This is a genomic window from Aeromicrobium sp. JP4, from assembly GCF_054957925.1.
Genome location: NZ_CM143290.1, coordinates 2,604,803 through 2,621,119, shown reverse-complemented (window position 1 = coordinate 2,621,119; position 16,317 = coordinate 2,604,803). Strand labels below are relative to the sequence as shown.

Annotated in this window: 14 protein-coding genes; 4 read left to right on the top strand and 10 right to left on the bottom strand. The window is 71.4% G+C overall.

All coding sequences use genetic code 11. The features are described from left to right. Nucleotides 1-111: 111 nt before the first annotated feature. Nucleotides 112-333 carry a hypothetical protein gene (locus tag ACY1JX_RS12800; RefSeq protein WP_181752677.1) on the top strand — a complete coding sequence of 74 codons (222 nt, stop codon included), beginning with the start codon at nt 112-114 and terminating at the stop codon, nt 331-333. A gap of 6 nt (nt 334-339) precedes the next feature. Here ACY1JX_RS12800 and ACY1JX_RS12795 read toward each other — a convergent pair whose 3' ends face one another. Beyond that, a complete protein-coding gene (locus ACY1JX_RS12795) occupies nt 340-1,506 on the bottom strand; it encodes an acyl-CoA dehydrogenase family protein (protein ID WP_462564193.1) in 1,167 nt (388 codons plus the stop codon). A 99-nt stretch (nt 1,507-1,605) separates the two neighbouring features. Between ACY1JX_RS12795 and ACY1JX_RS12790 the strand changes: the two genes are divergently transcribed. Further along, a complete protein-coding gene (locus tag ACY1JX_RS12790; RefSeq protein WP_462564192.1) occupies nt 1,606-3,366 on the top strand; it encodes an acetyl/propionyl/methylcrotonyl-CoA carboxylase subunit alpha in 1,761 nt (586 codons plus the stop codon). 220 nt (nt 3,367-3,586) lie between these two features. On the opposite strand, the gene ACY1JX_RS12785 is transcribed toward ACY1JX_RS12790, so the two are convergent. Beyond that, a complete protein-coding gene (locus ACY1JX_RS12785; RefSeq protein ID WP_181752683.1) occupies nt 3,587-3,976 on the bottom strand; it encodes a carboxymuconolactone decarboxylase family protein in 390 nt (129 codons plus the stop codon). A 96-nt stretch (nt 3,977-4,072) separates the two neighbouring features. Between ACY1JX_RS12785 and ACY1JX_RS12780 the strand changes: the two genes are divergently transcribed. Further along, a complete protein-coding gene (locus tag ACY1JX_RS12780; RefSeq protein WP_181752685.1) occupies nt 4,073-4,495 on the top strand; it encodes a DUF302 domain-containing protein in 423 nt (140 codons plus the stop codon). Further along, nucleotides 4,479-4,739, top strand: coding sequence for a metal-sensitive transcriptional regulator (locus ACY1JX_RS12775; RefSeq protein WP_181752687.1), 261 nt, complete (start codon nt 4,479-4,481; stop codon nt 4,737-4,739). Before ACY1JX_RS12780 ends, ACY1JX_RS12775 begins: the two co-directional genes overlap by 17 nt. Before the next feature lie 7 nt (nt 4,740-4,746). On the opposite strand, the gene ACY1JX_RS12770 is transcribed toward ACY1JX_RS12775, so the two are convergent. The 8 genes from ACY1JX_RS12770 to ACY1JX_RS12735 form a co-directional block, all read right to left on the bottom strand. Further along, complete coding sequence (locus ACY1JX_RS12770) at nt 4,747-5,184, bottom strand: phage holin family protein (RefSeq protein ID WP_181752689.1); 438 nt, start codon at nt 5,182-5,184, stop codon at nt 4,747-4,749. A 25-nt stretch (nt 5,185-5,209) separates the two neighbouring features. Next, nucleotides 5,210-8,167, bottom strand: a complete 2,958-nt coding sequence (locus ACY1JX_RS12765) for a SpoIID/LytB domain-containing protein (RefSeq protein ID WP_462564191.1) — start codon at nt 8,165-8,167, stop codon at nt 5,210-5,212. A 162-nt stretch (nt 8,168-8,329) separates the two neighbouring features. Next, on the bottom strand, nt 8,330-9,700 hold the full coding sequence (locus ACY1JX_RS12760) for an NAD(P)H-quinone dehydrogenase (protein ID WP_462564190.1): 1,371 nt from the start codon (nt 9,698-9,700) through the stop codon (nt 8,330-8,332). A 44-nt stretch (nt 9,701-9,744) separates the two neighbouring features. Beyond that, a complete protein-coding gene (locus ACY1JX_RS12755; protein WP_462564189.1) occupies nt 9,745-10,404 on the bottom strand; it encodes a biliverdin-producing heme oxygenase in 660 nt (219 codons plus the stop codon). Between the two features lie 51 nt (nt 10,405-10,455). Next, the gene (locus tag ACY1JX_RS12750) at nt 10,456-11,247 is read right to left on the bottom strand and encodes a heme ABC transporter ATP-binding protein (RefSeq protein ID WP_462564188.1); all 792 of its coding nucleotides are present in this window, start codon (nt 11,245-11,247) and stop codon (nt 10,456-10,458) included. Continuing rightward, nucleotides 11,244-12,284: a FecCD family ABC transporter permease gene (locus ACY1JX_RS12745; protein ID WP_462564187.1), complete on the bottom strand. Its 1,041-nt coding sequence runs from the start codon at nt 12,282-12,284 to the stop codon at nt 11,244-11,246. The genes ACY1JX_RS12750 and ACY1JX_RS12745 overlap by 4 nt, the downstream gene beginning before the upstream one ends. 4 nt (nt 12,285-12,288) lie before the next feature. Next, nucleotides 12,289-13,395 carry a heme/hemin ABC transporter substrate-binding protein gene (locus tag ACY1JX_RS12740; RefSeq protein WP_462564186.1) on the bottom strand — a complete coding sequence of 369 codons (1,107 nt, stop codon included), beginning with the start codon at nt 13,393-13,395 and terminating at the stop codon, nt 12,289-12,291. Continuing rightward, nucleotides 13,392-16,220 carry an HtaA domain-containing protein gene (locus ACY1JX_RS12735; RefSeq protein ID WP_462564185.1) on the bottom strand — a complete coding sequence of 943 codons (2,829 nt, stop codon included), beginning with the start codon at nt 16,218-16,220 and terminating at the stop codon, nt 13,392-13,394. The genes ACY1JX_RS12740 and ACY1JX_RS12735 overlap by 4 nt, the downstream gene beginning before the upstream one ends. Nucleotides 16,221-16,317: the final 97 nt, after the last annotated feature.

Sequence of the window (16,317 nt, the reverse complement as noted above, 5' to 3'; positions counted from 1 at the left end):
GACCGAACCGCTGAACCCTATCGGCCCGGAATGCGGATTCGGTCCCTATTCGTCTCAGGGAACGGAGAATTGGTCCACCATTCAGGCTCGACGTGGGATCATGGAAGAACGATGGCCACCTCACAGCGTCCGCGACGCCACCTCGCGAGCAGCCCCTTCCCGAAGAAGCCCGACGTGGCTGACGAGGTCTACGAAGTGGGCGCGCGCGTGTCCCACGACTCGTTCGGCCTCGGTCGCGTCCTCAGCGTCCAGGGCAAGAACTCGGCGCAGGTCGACTTCGGCAACGGAGCGGTGCACGTACCGCTGCCGTGCCGTTCGATGACCGCGCTCTGACCCGAACTACTCGACCGGCAGGCCGAGCGAGCGTGCGATGAGCATGCGTTGCACCTCGCTCGTGCCCTCGCCGATCTCGAGGATCTTCGCGTCGCGGTAGAACCGCGCCACGGGGTACTCCTCCATGAAGCCGTAGCCGCCGAACACCTGCGTCGCCACGCGCGTCGCCGTCACGGCGGCCTCCGAGCTGTAGAGCTTCGCCACGGACGCCGCCTGCTTGAAGCGCTGGCCGGTGATCCCCGCGTCCTTCATCGCCGCCGCCTGGTAGGTCAGCGCGCGGGCCGCGTCCGCCATCACCTTGAGGTCGGCGATCTGGAACGCCACGCCCTGCTTGCGCCCGATGGGGCCGCCGAACGTCTGGCGCTCCCCCGCGTACCGCACGCACTCCTCGAGGCAGGCCTCGATCAGGCCGACGGCCAGCGCGGCGATCGCGACGCGGCCGTCGTCGAGGGTCGCCAGGAACTGCGCGTAGCCGCGTCCCCGCTCGCCCAGCAGGTGGTCCTCGGGCACGCGGACACCGCTGAAGCTGAGCGCGTGCGTGTCGCTGATGTGCCAGCCGAGCTTGTCGTAGGGGGCCTCGGCCACGAACCCGGGCGTGCCCGCCGGGATGACGATCGCCGAGATCTCGGGGCGGCCGTCCTCGCGGGTGCCGGTGCGCGCCGTCACGGTGACGAGCGAGGTGATCTCGCTGCCGGAGTTGGTGATGAACTGCTTCGCGCCGTCGACCACCCAGGAGTCGCCGTCGAGCACGGCCTTGGTGGCGGTGGCGCTCGCATCGGAGCCGGCACCCGGCTCCGTGAGTCCGAAGCCCGCCAGCGCCCGGCCGGCGACGAGGTCGGGCAGCCAGCGCTCCTTCTGCTCGGGCGTGCCGAACGTCTGGATCGGGTTGATGCCCAGGCCCACGCCCGCCTCGAGGGTGATGCCGATCGACTGGTCCACCCGGCCGAGCTCCTCGATGGCCAGGCACAGGCTGGTGAAGTCCGCGCCCGAGCCGCCGAACTCCTCCGGAGCGGTCAGGCCGAACAGCCCGAGGTCGCCCATCGCCCGCACGACGTCGACCGGGAAGTGGTGCTCCCGGTCCCACTGCGCGACGTGGGGCGCGATCCGCTCGGCGGCGAAGTCACGGACGACCCGCCGGAAGTCCTCGTGCTCACGAGACAGTTCGAAGTCCATGGACGAAGGTTAACAGGCGTTAACCTCGCCGGGGCGACGAAATGACCTCCACCACACTCCCTTAGACTCGCCACTGCCGTTCAGACGCGAGGAGTATCCGTGAGCAAGCCCCTGCAGAAGGTCCTGGTCGCCAACCGTGGCGAGATCGCGGTCCGCGTGATCCGCGCCGCGAAGGATTCCGGAATCGCCAGCGTGGCGGTCTACGCCGAGCCCGACCGTGACGCGCTGTTCGTGCGCCTCGCCGACGAGGCGTACTCGCTCGAGGGCTCGACCCCCGGCGACTCCTACCTGTCGATCGAGAAGATCATCGCCGTGGCCGAGCGCTCCGGCGCCGACAGCGTGCACCCCGGCTACGGCTTCCTGGCCGAGAACGCCGCCTTCGCCCAGGCCGTCATCGACGCCGGGCTGATCTGGATCGGCCCGCCGCCGGCCGCGATCGAGAGTCTCGGCGACAAGGCCAAGGCGAAGCACATCGCGCTGGTCGCGGGCGCGCCCCTCGCGCCGGGCCTCAAGGACCCGGTCGAGGACGCCGACGAGGTCGTCGCGTTCGCGAAGGAGCACGGCCTGCCGGTCGCCATCAAGGCGGTCTTCGGTGGCGGTGGCCGCGGCCTCAAGGTCGCCAAGACGATCGAGGAGATCCCCGAGGCCTACGAGTCCGCCGTCCGCGAGGCCGTCAGCGCCTTCGGCCGCGGCGAGTGCCTCGTGGAGAAGTTCCTCGACAAGCCGCGTCACGTCGAGACCCAGTGCCTGGCCGACAGCCACGGCAACGTCGTGGTCGTGTCCACCCGCGACTGCTCGCTGCAGCGTCGCCACCAGAAGCTCGTCGAGGAGGCCCCGGCACCGTTCCTGTCCGAGGACCAGCTCGAGCGCCTCTACGCCTCCTCCAAGGCGATCCTCAAGGAGGCCGGCTACGTCGGCGCCGGAACCTGCGAGTTCCTCGTCGCCCGCGACGGCACCATCAGCTTCCTCGAGGTCAACACCCGCCTGCAGGTGGAGCACCCGGTCTCCGAGGAGGTCACCGGCATCGACCTCGTCCGCGAGATGTTCCGGATCGCCGCCGGCGAGGAGCTCGGCTACGACGACCCCGAGATCATCGGGCACTCGATCGAGTTCCGCATCAACGCCGAGGACGGCGGCCGCGGCTTCCTGCCCGCCCCCGGCACCCTGACCAAGTGGGCGCCCCCGTCGGGCCCCGGCGTCCGCCTCGACGCCGGCTACGAGGAGGGCGAGACCGTCCCGGGCGCGTTCGACTCCCTCGTCGCCAAGCTGATCGTCACGGGCCGCACGCGTGAGCAGGCCATCGAGCGCTCGCGTCGCGCGCTGGACGAGTTCGTCGTCGAGGGCATGCCCACGGTGATCCCGTTCCACCGCGACGTGCTCGACGACGCCGCCTACAACGCGTCCGAGGGATCGTTCGACGTCTACACGACGTGGATCGAGACCGACTACGACAACCAGCTCGAGCCCTACTCGGGCCCGTCCGAGACCGACGAGCCGGGCGAGCGCGAGCGCGTCACGGTCGAGGTCGGCGGCAAGCGCGTCGAGGTCGTCCTGCCGGGCGGTCTGGGCGCGAGCGCGGCTGCGACGGGCACCAAGAAGGCCAAGCGCAAGGCCGGCAAGTCGGCAGGCGCGGCCGCCAGCGGCGACTCGCTGACCTCGCCCATGCAGGGCACCGTCGTCAAGCTCGCCGTCGAGGAGGGCCAGGAGGTCGCCGAGGGCGACCTGGTCCTGGTCATCGAGGCGATGAAGATGGAGCAGCCGATCAACGCCCACAAGGCGGGCACCGTCACCGGCCTCTCCGCCGCCATCGGCGAGACCGTCGGCGCCGGCGCGGTCATCTGCGACCTCAAGGACGCCTGAGCCACACCGCACCACCCCGCGACGCCCCGGTCCTCGACCGGGGCGTCGTCGCGTTCGGGTCAGCGCCCCAGGATCCGGCTCAGCCACCCTCCCCGGTCACTGTCCTCGTGGCCGCCGCACCACTGGCCCGGCGGGGTCGCGGCCCTGACGGCCGCCACGTGCTGCCCGCAGCCGGCCCAAGTCGTCTTGCCGCACGTCCGGCATCGCGTGGGACGGCACATCAGGACGCCCCCTCCCCCGCCTCGAGCGCGTCCGCGAAGTCGCACACGGCGCTGTAGGCGCGCGCGCCGTGGATCGTCGCCGGGCCTCCGTGCATGAGGAACGTGACGCCGATGGCCTCGGCCGCCTCCTCGCGGGTGGCACCGGCGCGTACGGCCGCCTGGGCGTGCGAGGCGATGCAGCCGTCGCACCCCTCGACCACGCCGATCGCGAGGGCGATCAGCTCTTTGGTCCTGCGGTCCATCGCGCCGTCGGCGAAGGCGGCACCGGAGAGCTCGGCGAAGCCGCGGTAGACGTCCGGGATCGCGCGACGCAGCTGGCGGTGCAGCGGCGACAGGTCCTTCAGGACGGCCGGTCCGTGCTGTCCGGACTCAGGGGCGGAGTGACTCATTCGACACCTCTCGTTGCGGGTTGGCTGTATCCCCCCAGGGGGTTAAGATAGAACCTACCGACAACCCCCCAGGGGGATCAAGAGAAGGGATGCACCATGACGGACTTCACTCTCAGCGCGACCGTGCCCCAGCCCTACGAGCAGACGCTGGAGCGCGTCCGAGCGCTCCTGGTCGATGCGGGCTTCGGCGTGCTGACCGAGATCGATCTCCGGGCCACACTGCGCGCGAAGCTGGGTGTCGAGACCCCGCCCCGCGTGATCCTCGGCGCCTGCCGTCCCGAGCTCGCGCACCGCGCCCTGGCCACCGACCCGCGCATCGCGACGCTGCTGCCGTGCAACGTGGTCGTGACCGCGAGCGGCGACGGCAGCCGGGTCGACGTCCTGGACCCCGCCGTCATGACCGAGCTAGGTTCGTCCGCCGAGCTCGACGAGGTGGCCGCCGAGGCACGTCGCCGGCTCACCGGCATGATGGACGCACTGGTCCACCACGAGGAGGTCGACGATGCAGCTCGAGCCTGACGAGGTCAAGGCGATCGCCACCCGGCTGAAGCGGGCGAACGGCCACCTCGCATCCGTGATCCGGATGCTCGAGGAGGGCACCGAGTGCGAGGACGCGCTCACCCAGCTCGCCGCGGTCAACAAGGCGATCGCGCGGAGCGGCTACGCGCTCGTGTCGACCGGACTGCAGAAGTGCCTGGTCGAGGAGGGCCCCGACAGCGTCGACAGCAAGAAGCTGGAGAAGCTCTTCCTGGCGCTGGCCTGAGGCTGGCTCAGGAGGCGCGTCGGTCGCCCTCGCGCACGGCGGCGCGGATGTCGGGCGAGACGCCGGGCGTGGAGGCCGGGGCGTGGTGGTCGACCTCGCCGAAGGCCACGCCGGTGGCCCAGACGATCAGGGTGGCGAAGGCCCAGGTGCCCCAGCCGTCGATGTCGAAGCCCGGGCTCGGCACGATCGCATCGGTGAGCACGAGTGCGAGCGCCGTGACGGCCAGTCCGCCGGCGATCGTGTAGACGCGGAGCCAGCCCGGACCGAGCAGGCGCAGCGCGAGGGTGCGCAGCACGACGCTCAGGACCGTGAACAGCACGACGGCCGCCACCCACCAGCCCAGCGTCAGCGTGAAGCCGTCGAGCACCCACGCGGCGACACCAAGGGAGACGGCATTGGCCACGGCGGCCGTGACGATCGTGATCCAGAGTCGCGCGCTCAGCATGGGACGATCATCCCATCCGTGACCCTCAGAAGCCGAACCAGTCCGACTTCAGCCCGAACGCCCAGCGCGCGTCGACGCCCGTGATGGTGCGGCTCGCCTTGGAGCCCTGCAGCTTCAGCGAGACCACGCGGCCGCCCAGCGAGCCGTGACCGTTGCGCTTCGTCACCGTGATCGACGTCAGCTTCCCGATCGTCGGGTACTTCTTCTGGATCGCCGAGGCGCTCACCGCGTGGCTCCACGCGTGGTTTCGGTTGCCCGACCAGTTGTCCCACGGGTCACTGACCGCCTTGAGGTACGGCGTCGAGCCCTGGTTGGTGAAGCCGCCCGAGGAGCTCGAGAACTGCGTCAGAGCCGGGGCCCCCTGGTAGGTCAGGATCTTGCCCTTGGTGCCGAGGATCGCGTCGTTGGTGCGCTTCGTCTCGTCGGCGTACCCGCCGTACACCTGGCACGAGACCGTGTCGCAGATGTCGTAGTGCCGCGACGAGCCGAGGAAGCGCGAGCCGAAGGTGCGCGCCGCGACCGACTGCGCCTTGAGCGCCTCCATGCTCCAGCTGGACGGCATCTCACGGGCGACGACGCCGCGGACGTAGGCCTCGAGGCTCAGGACGTTCACCGTGTCGCGCGTGGTCTTCGTCGGCTTGGCGGAGCGGAGCGCGCCGCGGTAGGCGCGGGTGCTGCCGTTCGGCATCACCAGCCGGATGGTCGCGGGGCCCTCGAACTGGGCGTCCGACTTGAACGTGCGGAACGCGTACCAGGCCGAGCCGGACTTGTAGGAGACCGTGTTCAGGCCGCGGTTGCTGGGGGCGGTGTCGATCGTCCAGTCCGAGACCGTCCGCGAGCCCACCTTCGCGGGCAGCGCCTGGACGGCGTTGTTGGCCAGCGTGCGCAGCTTCAGCCCGCTCTGGTGCTTCACCTGGACGGAGTTCGTCGTGTCGGCCGAGACCTGCACGCGGATCGTGGCGGACTTGAACGTCAGCTTCGTGCCCGGGTAGTACTTCTTGAGGATCGCGTCGTACTTCTGGCCGGCACGGGCGCCGCCCTCGGCGCCGTACTGGCTCATCCCGATGCCGTGCCCGTAGCCGTGGCCCTTGAACGTCACCTTGCCGCCCGCGGGCTTCACGACGTTGCGCGCCGAGGGGGCGGGCGCGGGTGCCGGCTTCGGCTTCGGGGCCGGCGCGGGCGCCTTGGCTCCGCTGGCGCCGAGCGTGGTGCCGGCGGGGTAGGGCTTGGCCGAGTAGGCGCTCACGCGCTCCCCCGTGCCGGGCGAGAAGACCGAGACGCGCACCTGGTACTTGCCGCCCCGCTTCAGCTTCTTGATCGCGACGGCGTTCTTGTAGGCCGTGACGTAGCGCTTCTTCGTCGTGCCGGTCTCCCAGTACATGACGCGGTAGGCCGGAGCGCCCGCCTGCGCCTTCCAAGCGAACCGCAGGCCCGTCGAGGTCCTCGTGGTCAGCTTCAGGCCCGTGGGGGCCGTGAAGGCCCGCGTACGCGCCGTGGGCATGGGCTTGGCCGTGTAGGGGCTCACGCGCTTCTTGGCCGTGGGGTTCCAGACGGACACGCGGAAGACGTAGGTGCGGCGCGAGTACAGGCCGGTGATCGTCGCGGACGTGGCGCCGACGTTGTAGTACTTCGCGCCGGCCGAGCTGCCCGTGGGCGAGACCATCACCCGGTAGCCCGGAGCGCCTGCGACGGCAGCCCAGGAGACCTTCGCCGAGGTCGTCGACGCGGACACCTTCACGCCCTTGGGAGTCGCGTAGGTCTTGATCGGGGCCGGAGCCGCCGTCGGGGCGCCCGCGGCCGAGGTGGCCTTGGAGATGTACGTGGCGGCGCGGTCGCGCAGGCCGCCGACGGCGCCGATCCACGCGTACCCGTACTTGCCGGGGCATCCGGTCGACGTCACGTTGCGGTGGCCGTTGATGACCGAGTACCGCTTTCCGCCGGTCGCGTAGGTGCCCTTCGGGTTCGCACCGAAGAACTTCAGCCGCCAGCCGGCGAGCCGCACGACCGCGGACTGCATCGCGGCGCTGGGCTTCACGTAGTCGAAGTGGCCCATCATCGAGATGCCCGTGGCGTACTGGTTCACCGCGTCGACGCCCGAGTGCGCGGCACGCACCTGCTTGGTCATGCCGCCCTTGCGGCCCTCGAAGATCTGGCCGAAGCGATCGACGAGGAAGTTGTAGCCGATGTCGCACCAACCACGGCCCTTGACGTGGTACGTCTGGTAGCTGCGCACGAGGCCCGCGGACTCGGACTTCGTGTAGGTGTTGGAGCCCGCCGTGTGGTGGATGACCACACCGAGGGCCTTGGGGCGGGTGACCGGGGCGCTGCAACTGGTGCCCGCGCCGGCCTTCCACTGCGCCCGCGTGATGATCGAGGGCATCGGCACGACCTTGGGGGTGCCGTCCGCGGCCACCGCCTCGGTGGTGCCTTCCTCCTCCTCGGAGAGGCTGTAGGACGCCGGGGTGACCGGCGTGACGACCTCGGGCTTGCCCGGGTCGATCGTCGTGACCTTGACGTCCTGGGCCGTGCCGGAGGCGGCCTTGACCTCGACGGCGACGCCATCGGCGGGAGCCTCGGTCCACAGCGGCGACGTCCCCGGGCGACCGCCGTCCGCGCTGTCCTCGACGTCGAGACGCTGCCAGTCGCTCCACGCGCCGTTCGTCCGCACCTGGACGCGCACCGTGACGTCGGCGGCGTCGGAGTCCGCGCCCCACGTGACGCCGACCATCCGGAACGGGTCCACGGTGGCGCGCTCGACGGCGTCACCGTCGGCAGCGGGGTCGGGCTCGACGGCGGTCTGCTCGACCTCGACGGCCTCGGAGACCGGAGCGGTCGTGGTGGCCTCGGTGGGTGCCGTGGCGGCAGGGCGCGACACGACGATGTCGGTTCCGGCGGCCTGCGCGGGGGCAGGCAGCATCAAGCAGGCGCCGGCGACGGCGATCGTGGTCAGACCAATGCTGCAGCGGGTCGGCCAGGAATGCATGGGGGAAGTCCATTCTGTGGCGGGTACATCTGTTGCTCATGTGGCAGGAGGAGCACCCGCATCAGACCACACTTTGAAAGGCCGTTCCAGCAGTTCGGGTCTGACCTGCGAAACAACAAGCGTGTGATTACACGCGTGGGGAGCCCAGATTCAAGTCGTGCTTCAGACTTGGCGGTGCAGGCGGCGGGCCACCTCGCCGACGGTGCCGGACATCGACGGGTAGACGCTGAAGGCGTCGGCCACGTGGTCGACGGTCAGCGACGCCGACACCGCGACCGAGATGGTGTGGATCAGCTCGCTCGCCCGAGGGCTCACCACGACGCCGCCGATCAGCGCGCCGATGCCCTGCCGCGCGTAGAGCTTGACGAAGCCGTCGTGGATGCCCTGCATCTTCGCCCGGGGGTTCGCCGCGATCGGCAGGATGGCGGTGTCGACCAGCAGGCCCTGCTCGTCGATCTCGCGCTGGCCGACGCCCACGGTGGCGATCTCCGGCGAGGTGAAGATGTTGCTGGAGACCTTGCGCAGGTCCAGCGGGTGCACGGCGTCTCCGAGCAGGTGCGCCATCGCGATGCGCCCCTGCTGTGCCGCGACGGAGGCGAGCATGAAGACGCCGGTGCAGTCGCCGGCCGCGTAGACGCCCGGGATGTTCGTGCGCGAGACCTTGTCCACCGCGATGAAGCCGCCGTCATCGGTGTCGATCCCGACCTCGTCGAGGCCGAGGTCGGCCGTGTTCGGGATGGAGCCGAGCGCCAGCAGGCAGTGGGAGCCGGTGACCGTGCGGCCGTCGGTCAGCGTGACGACGACCTGGTCGCCCTCGCGGCGGGTGGAGGCCATGCGGGACTTGCCGAGGACCTTCATGCCCCGGCGGCGGAAGACGTCCTCGATGAGGTTGGCGGCGTCGGGGTCCTCCCCCGGCAGCACCCGGTCGCGGCTGGACACGAGGGTGACCTCGGCTCCCAGTCCGTTGTAGGCGCTGGCGAACTCCGCGCCCGTGACGCCGGAGCCGACGACGATCATGTGCTCGGGGAGCTCGCGCAGCGCGTACACCTGCTCCCACGTGAGGATGCGCTCGCCGTCGGGCTGGGCGTCGGCGCTGACCCGCGGGTGCGCACCGGTGGCGAGGAGGATGCCGTCGGCGGCGAGCCGGACCTCGCCGTCGGGCGTCGAGGCGATCACGGTGCGAGCGTCGGCGACGCGGGCGGTGCCCGACAGGACGGTGACCCCGGCGGAGACCACGCGCTCGGCGATGTCGTCGGACTGGGCCGAGGCCAGGCGCAGGACACGGTCGTTGACGGAGGCGAGGTCGGCGCGGGGCGCCTTCGGCACCTCGACGCCGAGCTCGGCGGAGCGGCTGACCTCGTGCAGGAGGTCGGACGTCGCGATGAGGGTCTTGCTGGGCACGCAGTCGGTCAGCACCGTGGAGCCGCCCAGCCCGTCGCGCTCGACGAGCGTGACCTCGGCACCCAGCCGCCTGGCGACCAGCGCCGCCTCGTAGCCGCCGGGTCCGCCACCGATGATCACGACATGGGTCATGTCCCGATTGTCCCGCATGGCGGCGTCACCGCCCGCGGCGAGGGTCAGCGGGCGAAGCGCGGCAGCTGGGTCGAGAGCTCCGCGAAGAGCGCACCGTTGAGACCGAAGACCACCTTGACCTCCTCGACGACCCGCTGCTGGTCGCGGGCGGTCAGCGGGAGGGAGTCCAGGCTGGCGCGGTAGGCGTCCTTGTAGGGCTTCGGCTTGGGGACGGCCGCGAACTGGTAGAAGGCGATGCCCTGACTCTCAGGCAGGTCGAACGTGCGCGCGAGGATGCGGCCGATCGCCTGTCCACCCGACAGGTCGCCGAGGTAGCGCGTGTAGTGGTGCGCGACGAACAGCGCGGGATCGGCGGCCGAGGCCTCGATGCGCGCGACGTAGCGGTCGACGGCGGCGCTGTGCACCTGCGGCACGCCGGCACCACCGGACCAGAACGCGAGGTCGGCGTCGATCGCGGCGAGGCGGTTGATCGCGGGATCGATCACGGCGCCGGCGATCGGGTCATCGGCCAGGCCGGCACCCACGGACTCGAGCGCGGCGTAGATCGGGCGCAGCATCGCCAGGTACTCGGTGTAGCCGGTCTCGTTCACCCGGCCGTCGAGCAGGCACGACATGAAGCTCGAGCCCTCGGCGTCCTTGTGCTCGGCCTGGGAGCCGTCGCGCATCTGCACGGACAGTCCGGTCTCGGTCGGCAGCACGGTCATGGTCGCGCCTCTCTGTGGGGGTGTGGCTCAATGATATGACACGTTGTCAGATCAAGATGACACTGTGTCCGAAAGACCACGATGTGGGATGACGATCAGGTGACCGTCGGGGGCGGGCAGCACGTGCACGGCGATGCCGTACACCGACTCGACGCGCTCGGGCGTGAGCACCTCGGCCGGCGTCCCCGCGCTGACGAGGCGTCCGCCGTCGATCATCGCGATGCGATCGGCGCGGGCCGCCGCCAGCGACAGGTCGTGCAGGACCACGACGACGGCACGGCCGGCCGCGGCGAGAGATCGCGCGACGACCATGACCTCCTCCTGGTGGCGCAGGTCGAGGGCCGCGGTGGGCTCGTCGAGAAGGACCACGCCGGTGCGCTGCGCCAGCACGCGAGCCAGGGACGCGCGGGCCTTCTCGCCGCCCGAGAGGGCCGTGAACGGCCGCTCCAGGAGGTGGGCGATGTCCGTGCGCTCGATGGCCTCGGCGATCGCCTCGTCGTCCTGCGCCGCCGTGGCGTGACCGACCCAGGGATTGCGCCCCATCTCCACGACCTCGCGGACGGTGAACGGGAAGCTGACCTGGTTGGCCTGCAGGAGCACCGCACGCGTGCGCGCGAGCTCGCGCGCCGACCACTGTGCCAGGGGGCGGCCGTCGAGGCGCACATCGCCCTCGGCGATCGGGACGTCACCGGTCAGGGCGCCCAGCAGGGTGGACTTGCCGGCGCCGTTGGGGCCCACGAGCGCCAGCACCTCACCGTGGACGACGTCGAGGTCGACCCCGCGGACGATGTCGCGCCCGCCGAGGCGGCACACCAGGCCGCGGACCTCGTACGCCGCGGTCATGCCCATCCCCCGGCCTTCGAGCGCGTCGCCCGGACGAGGTAGAAGAAGAACGGTCCGCCGATCAGCGAGGTCAGCAGGCCGATCGGCAGGTCGGAGCCCGGGACGATCGTGCGCGCGAGCAGGTCGGCCCACACGAGCAGCGCCGCGCCACCGATCACGCTCGCGATCAGGAGCGTGCGGTGCGAGGGGCCCAGCAGCATGCGCACGAGGTGCGGCACGACCAGGCCGACGAACGCGATGATGCCGGCGAACGCGACCGCCACGCCGGTCAGCAGCGCGACCAGCAGGATCGAGCCGATGCGCAGTCGCTCGACCCGCAGCCCGAGGTGGGCCGCGGTGCGCTCCCCCAGCGCCAGCAGGTCGTAGCGGCGCGCCAGCAGGCACGCGACCACGACGGCGGGCAGCCCCACCGCGGCGACGATGAGGACCTCGCTCCAGCGCGAGCCGTTCATCGAGCCGAGCTGCCAGAAGACGATCTGCTCGCGCGAGCCGGTGTCGGACGCGAACATCACCAGCGCGAGGCCGGCGCCGGCGAAGGCGTTCACGGCGATGCCGGTCAGCAGCAGGGTGACCACCTCGGTGCGACCGCCGACCCGCGCGGTGGCGTAGACGAGAACGGTGGCCGCGAAGCCGCCGGCGAACGCCAGCACGGCGACGCCCCAGCCGCCCAGCGCGACGAACCCGAAGGACAGCGCGATGGCCGCGCCGAGGGCGGCACCCGCCGAGACCCCGACCACGCCGGGCTCGGCGAGCGGGTTGCCGAAGATCGCCTGCATGACCGCACCCGCCACGGCGAGGGTGGCACCGACGAGCAGGCTCATCGCCACCCGCGGGAAGCGGATCTGCAGCAGCGTCTGCTCGACGATCATGTCGTCCGGGCGCCACGAGGTGTCGATGCCGATGCCGTGCAGCATCGCGCCGACGACGTCGCGAGGGCCGACGGGGAGCTGGCCCACCGAGGCCGACACGAACGTGCCGACGAGCAGGAGGACGGCGAACCCGGCCAGCACCGCGGTGCGCCGGCCGGCGCTCACCACCGCGTCACTTCTGGGCCTCGGGCACGTAGATCGCGCGGGCCAGCGCCTCGACGACGCCCGCGGAGCGGGGACCGAAGGACAGGACGTCGCCGTCGGACATGTCGACGAAGCGCTTGTTCTGGCCGGCGGGCGTCAGTGCGATCGCGGGCTTCTCGGCCAGCAGGCCGTCGACGCCTCCGGTGGACTCGAGGCCGTTCGTCATCACGAGGATGAGGTCGGGCTTCGCCTTGACCAGCGCCTCGTCGGTGAGCGGCTGCATGCCCTTCCAGCCCATCTCGTTCGCGACGTTCACGCCGCCGAGCGCGCCCACGAGGTCGCCCACGCCGGAGTCGTCGGCGAAGAGGTAGTAGACGCCGGAGTTGCCGCGCAGGTAGAGGAACACCATCCGCAGGCGGTCGGACTCCTGCTGCGGGACGAAGCGCTCCACCTCGGCCTTGGCCGTCTCGACGTCGGCCTCGATGCGGTCGGCGAGGGCCTGGCCGGACTCGGGCAGGCCGACGGCGGCGCCGACGTCGCGAGCCAGCTGGGCGGCCCCCTCGAAGCTGGCGTCGTTGTCGAGGAAGATCACCGGCACGCCGGTGTCGGCGAGCTGCTCGACCACGTCGCGCGGGCCCATCGACCCGTCGGTGATGATCACGGTGGGCTTCTGCGCCATGACGGACTCCGCGTTGACCGCGTGGCCCTCGGCGGTGATGAGGGGGAGGTCCTCCGCGCCCGGGAAGTCGGTGGAGACGTCGCGCGCCACGAGCTGGTCGCCCAGGCCGAGGCCCCACAGCGAGGCCGCGATCGAGCCCGCCATGTCGAAGGCGACGATGCGCGAGGTGTCGGTGACGGTGACCTTGGTGTCGCCCGAGCGCACGTGCGAGACGACCGTCGCCGGAAGCTGCGGCTCCTCGTCCGTGTCGATCGGCTCGACGTGACGATCACGGAGCAGCGCCGTGCTGGGTCCGGTGATCTCCTTGGCCGGCTGGGACGCCTCGAGCTCGGACAGCGCCGGCAGGTCGGCACCGGCGGCGGGGTCGCTGCCAGCCTCGCCGGGACCACAGGCCGTGAGCAGCAGCATCGACAGAGCGGTCAGCACGGCGGCGGCCGCGCGCACCGGCCGCCTCATGCGTCCGCCCCGGAGGTCCGGCGTCGCATGACGAGCACCGTGCCGGCGATCGCCGCGAGCATGAGCAGGACCGTGCCGCCTATCCACACCAGCCAGTCGCGGGAGGCGGTCGGGGTCAGCGGGGCGATGGCCACGGCCGCCGCGTCGTCGGTGCCCCCTGCGGGCTGCGCCGCGACGGTGGCGCAGTCCTTCGCCACCGTGTACGTCAGGGTCACGGGATCGAGTGCCGCGCCGCTCTCGTAGTTCGGGAAGGCTGCGCTGCCGGCACTGGTGAGCGTGGCGGGGATGCCCGAGATCGTGACGGTCTGGCCGTTCTCGGAGACCTCGCCCGCGCCGAGGTCGAGGTCGGCGAACGGGACCGCGGCGATCGTCCGGCGATCGTCCTTCCCGGCCATCGCCGCGTCCATCGTGCCGCCGGTGTAGTCGACCGAGAGCGTGGCGGACTTCGCGTCGGTCATGGTCACGGCGGGGTTGGCGATCGTGGTGTCGAGCGCTCCGTCGTGGCCCGTGAAGACGACGGTTCCGCCGAACTCCAGCTCGCCCGCGCGCGTCGTCTCGTCGAGCACGCCCTCGCCCTTCGACCAGGTGAACTCGGGCGTCTCGTACGAGGCGTCGCCCTGCGTGGTCCAGTCGCCGTTCGCGATCGAGCCGGACACGTACGCACGGAACGACTCCTTGAAGCCCCAGTCGAGGCGGGCGTCGGAGAGCTCGCAGCCGACGATCTTCTCGGCCTCGGCGACGTCGATCACGATGCCGCGGTCGACCGAGCCCTGGAACGTCAGGGTGTGCTTCCCCGGCTCGAGCGTGGCCGGGATCGTGCCCTTCCACGTGGCGCGGCCCGCGGCGTCGGCCGTGACGTTCTCGGCCAGCACGATCGGCGACGAGTAGAGCACCACCTTGATGCCGGTCTCGCCGGGCAGGAAGCCCGAGCCCGACGCGGTGACCTGGTCGCCGGCCCTCACCTCGTCCTGCTCGAGGGTGAGGCCGGTGGTGGCGGGCGGGGTGGCCGGCGGCGTCCAGTCGTCGCTCGTGGTGGCCGCGACGACCGCGCTCGCCGCGCCACCGGAGGAGACGGATCCGACCGAGAAGGTCACGGGATCGAGGAGCGAACCCGGGGCGTAGAAGGCGCGGCCCTGGTAGGAGAACATCCCGGCGCCGGCCGTGGTGAGGCGCGCCGGCGCGCCGGCGTACCGGACCCAGCCCGACTCGGTGGAGCGCTGCGCGACCGCGAGGTCGAGCGTGGCCAGGTCGATGCGGCCGCGACCGGTGACGCTCGCGCTGAGCGTGGCCGAGGTTCCCGACGTGACGCGGACGGAGGGCTGCGAGATCGTCAGGTCGAGCGTTCCGTGATGTCCGTGGAACTTCACGCCGCCCCGGTAGGACGTGGAGCCCTGCGCGCTCGGCGGCGTCGCCGTGGTGGAGGACTGTCCGAAGCGGTAGCCCGAGCCGGTGGACGACGCGCCGCCCGAGACCGACACTGAGCCCTTCGCGATGGGGCCGGTGATGTAGGAGCGGAAGCTGGCCTTGACGCCCCACGTCAGCTCGCCGGCGCGACCGCCGCGGTTTCGGTCACCCTTCGGCTGAGTGGTCTTGCCCGGCTGGGCGACGGGTGCCGTCTTCGGCGGAGCCGTGGCGCCCTTGACGGTGATGGTGCCGTTCAGCGGATCGAGTGCGGTCCCCGCGCCGTACATCGGCGAGCCGCTGTAGTCGAACATCGCCTCCCCCGCCCGGGTGAGGGTGACCGGCGCACCCGCGATCGTGACGGCGTTGCGTGCGACCTTGGCGCGGCCCCGGAGGTCGACCGTCGCGAACGCGAGGTTCTTCAGGTCGTTGCCCTCGCTGTCACGGACGTCCGCGCGCAACTCCGAGCGCTGGCCGTCGACGACGAGGCGCAGGTTCCGCACGGTGAAGTCCAGGACGCCGTGGTGGCCCGTGAACCGCACCCCGCCGCTCGTGCGGACGTCGACCACCCGGGAGCTCCAGGTGCCCGCGGCCGAGGAGAAGGTGGTGCGCGTGCCGTCGTCGGTGGCGGGCGCGAGCGCCTCGGTGGCACCGGCGACGAAGCCCATCTTCAGGTAGTTGCGGAAGGACTGCTTGAGGCCCCAGGCGAGCGAGCCGCCGGTGACCTTCGTGTCGTTGGCCGGCGCGGTCGTGGGGGCGGGCTCGGTGGGCTCGGTGGGACCCGGCTCGGTCGGCTCGGGGTCGGTGGGCTCCACGACCGTCGCGAGCGTGAGCTGCGCGGACACCGGATCGAGCGCCGTGCCGGCCTCGTACATGGGCGAGCCCTCGTAGGAGAAGAGAGCGGCACCGGCCTGCGTGAGCACGGCGGGCGCGCCGGCGACGGTGACCTTGGTGCCGGAGGAGGTGACCCTGCCGGCGAGGTCCACGTCGGCGATCGCGATCCCGGACCGGCTGTCGCCGTTGACCACGGCGTCGACCTCGAGCCGCGCGGAGTCGCCCGACGTCACGAGACGCGGCCGGGAGATCGTGAGGTCGAGGACGCCGTCGTGCCCCTCGAAGCGGACGGAGCCCTGGGCGGCGACATCGCTCGCGTCGCCCCACGTGCCCGTGGCCGCGGGGAACGTGAATCCGTCGGGCGCCGCGGTGGCCGGCGCACCGGTGGTGACCTCGCCGTGCGCGATCGGGCCGGTGATGTAGTTCCGGAAGGACGTCTTCAGGCCCCACGAGATCGTCCCGGTGGTGACTTTTGTTCCAGCCTCGGCAGCATCCGCGCGGACGGCGGGAGCCGCCGCGACGGCCAGGACGGCGGCCAGCAGGACGCCCAGAACTCGCACGTGCATGGGCCGGTCGGCGCGTTCGAGCACGGTCACTCCCGTCGGATGGTGGTCAGGATGCAGACCCGGTCAGGTCACCCTTACTTCATCACTATAAGGTGTGCCTTACCTACAGCGGCCGCCGGGT

Bases quoted from the DNA above. Each gene is read 5' to 3' on its own strand.
- ACY1JX_RS12800 (WP_181752677.1), top strand. From the start codon at position 112: ATGGCCACCTCACAGCGTCCGCGACGCCACCTCGCGAGCAGCCCCTTC.
- ACY1JX_RS12770 (WP_181752689.1), bottom strand. From the start codon at position 5,184: ATGCTGAGCGCGCGACTCTGGATCACGATCGTCACGGCCGCCGTGGCC.
- ACY1JX_RS12755 (WP_462564189.1), bottom strand. From the start codon at position 10,404: ATGACCGTGCTGCCGACCGAGACCGGACTGTCCGTGCAGATGCGCGAC.
- ACY1JX_RS12775 (WP_181752687.1), top strand. From the start codon at position 4,479: ATGCAGCTCGAGCCTGACGAGGTCAAGGCGATCGCCACCCGGCTGAAG.
- ACY1JX_RS12760 (WP_462564190.1), bottom strand. From the start codon at position 9,700: ATGACCCATGTCGTGATCATCGGTGGCGGACCCGGCGGCTACGAGGCG.
- ACY1JX_RS12740 (WP_462564186.1), bottom strand. From the start codon at position 13,395: ATGAGGCGGCCGGTGCGCGCGGCCGCCGCCGTGCTGACCGCTCTGTCG.
- ACY1JX_RS12750 (WP_462564188.1), bottom strand. From the start codon at position 11,247: ATGACCGCGGCGTACGAGGTCCGCGGCCTGGTGTGCCGCCTCGGCGGG.
- ACY1JX_RS12785 (WP_181752683.1), bottom strand. From the start codon at position 3,976: ATGAGTCACTCCGCCCCTGAGTCCGGACAGCACGGACCGGCCGTCCTG.
- ACY1JX_RS12795 (WP_462564193.1), bottom strand. From the start codon at position 1,506: ATGGACTTCGAACTGTCTCGTGAGCACGAGGACTTCCGGCGGGTCGTC.
- ACY1JX_RS12780 (WP_181752685.1), top strand. From the start codon at position 4,073: ATGACGGACTTCACTCTCAGCGCGACCGTGCCCCAGCCCTACGAGCAG.
- ACY1JX_RS12765 (WP_462564191.1), bottom strand. From the start codon at position 8,167: ATGCATTCCTGGCCGACCCGCTGCAGCATTGGTCTGACCACGATCGCC.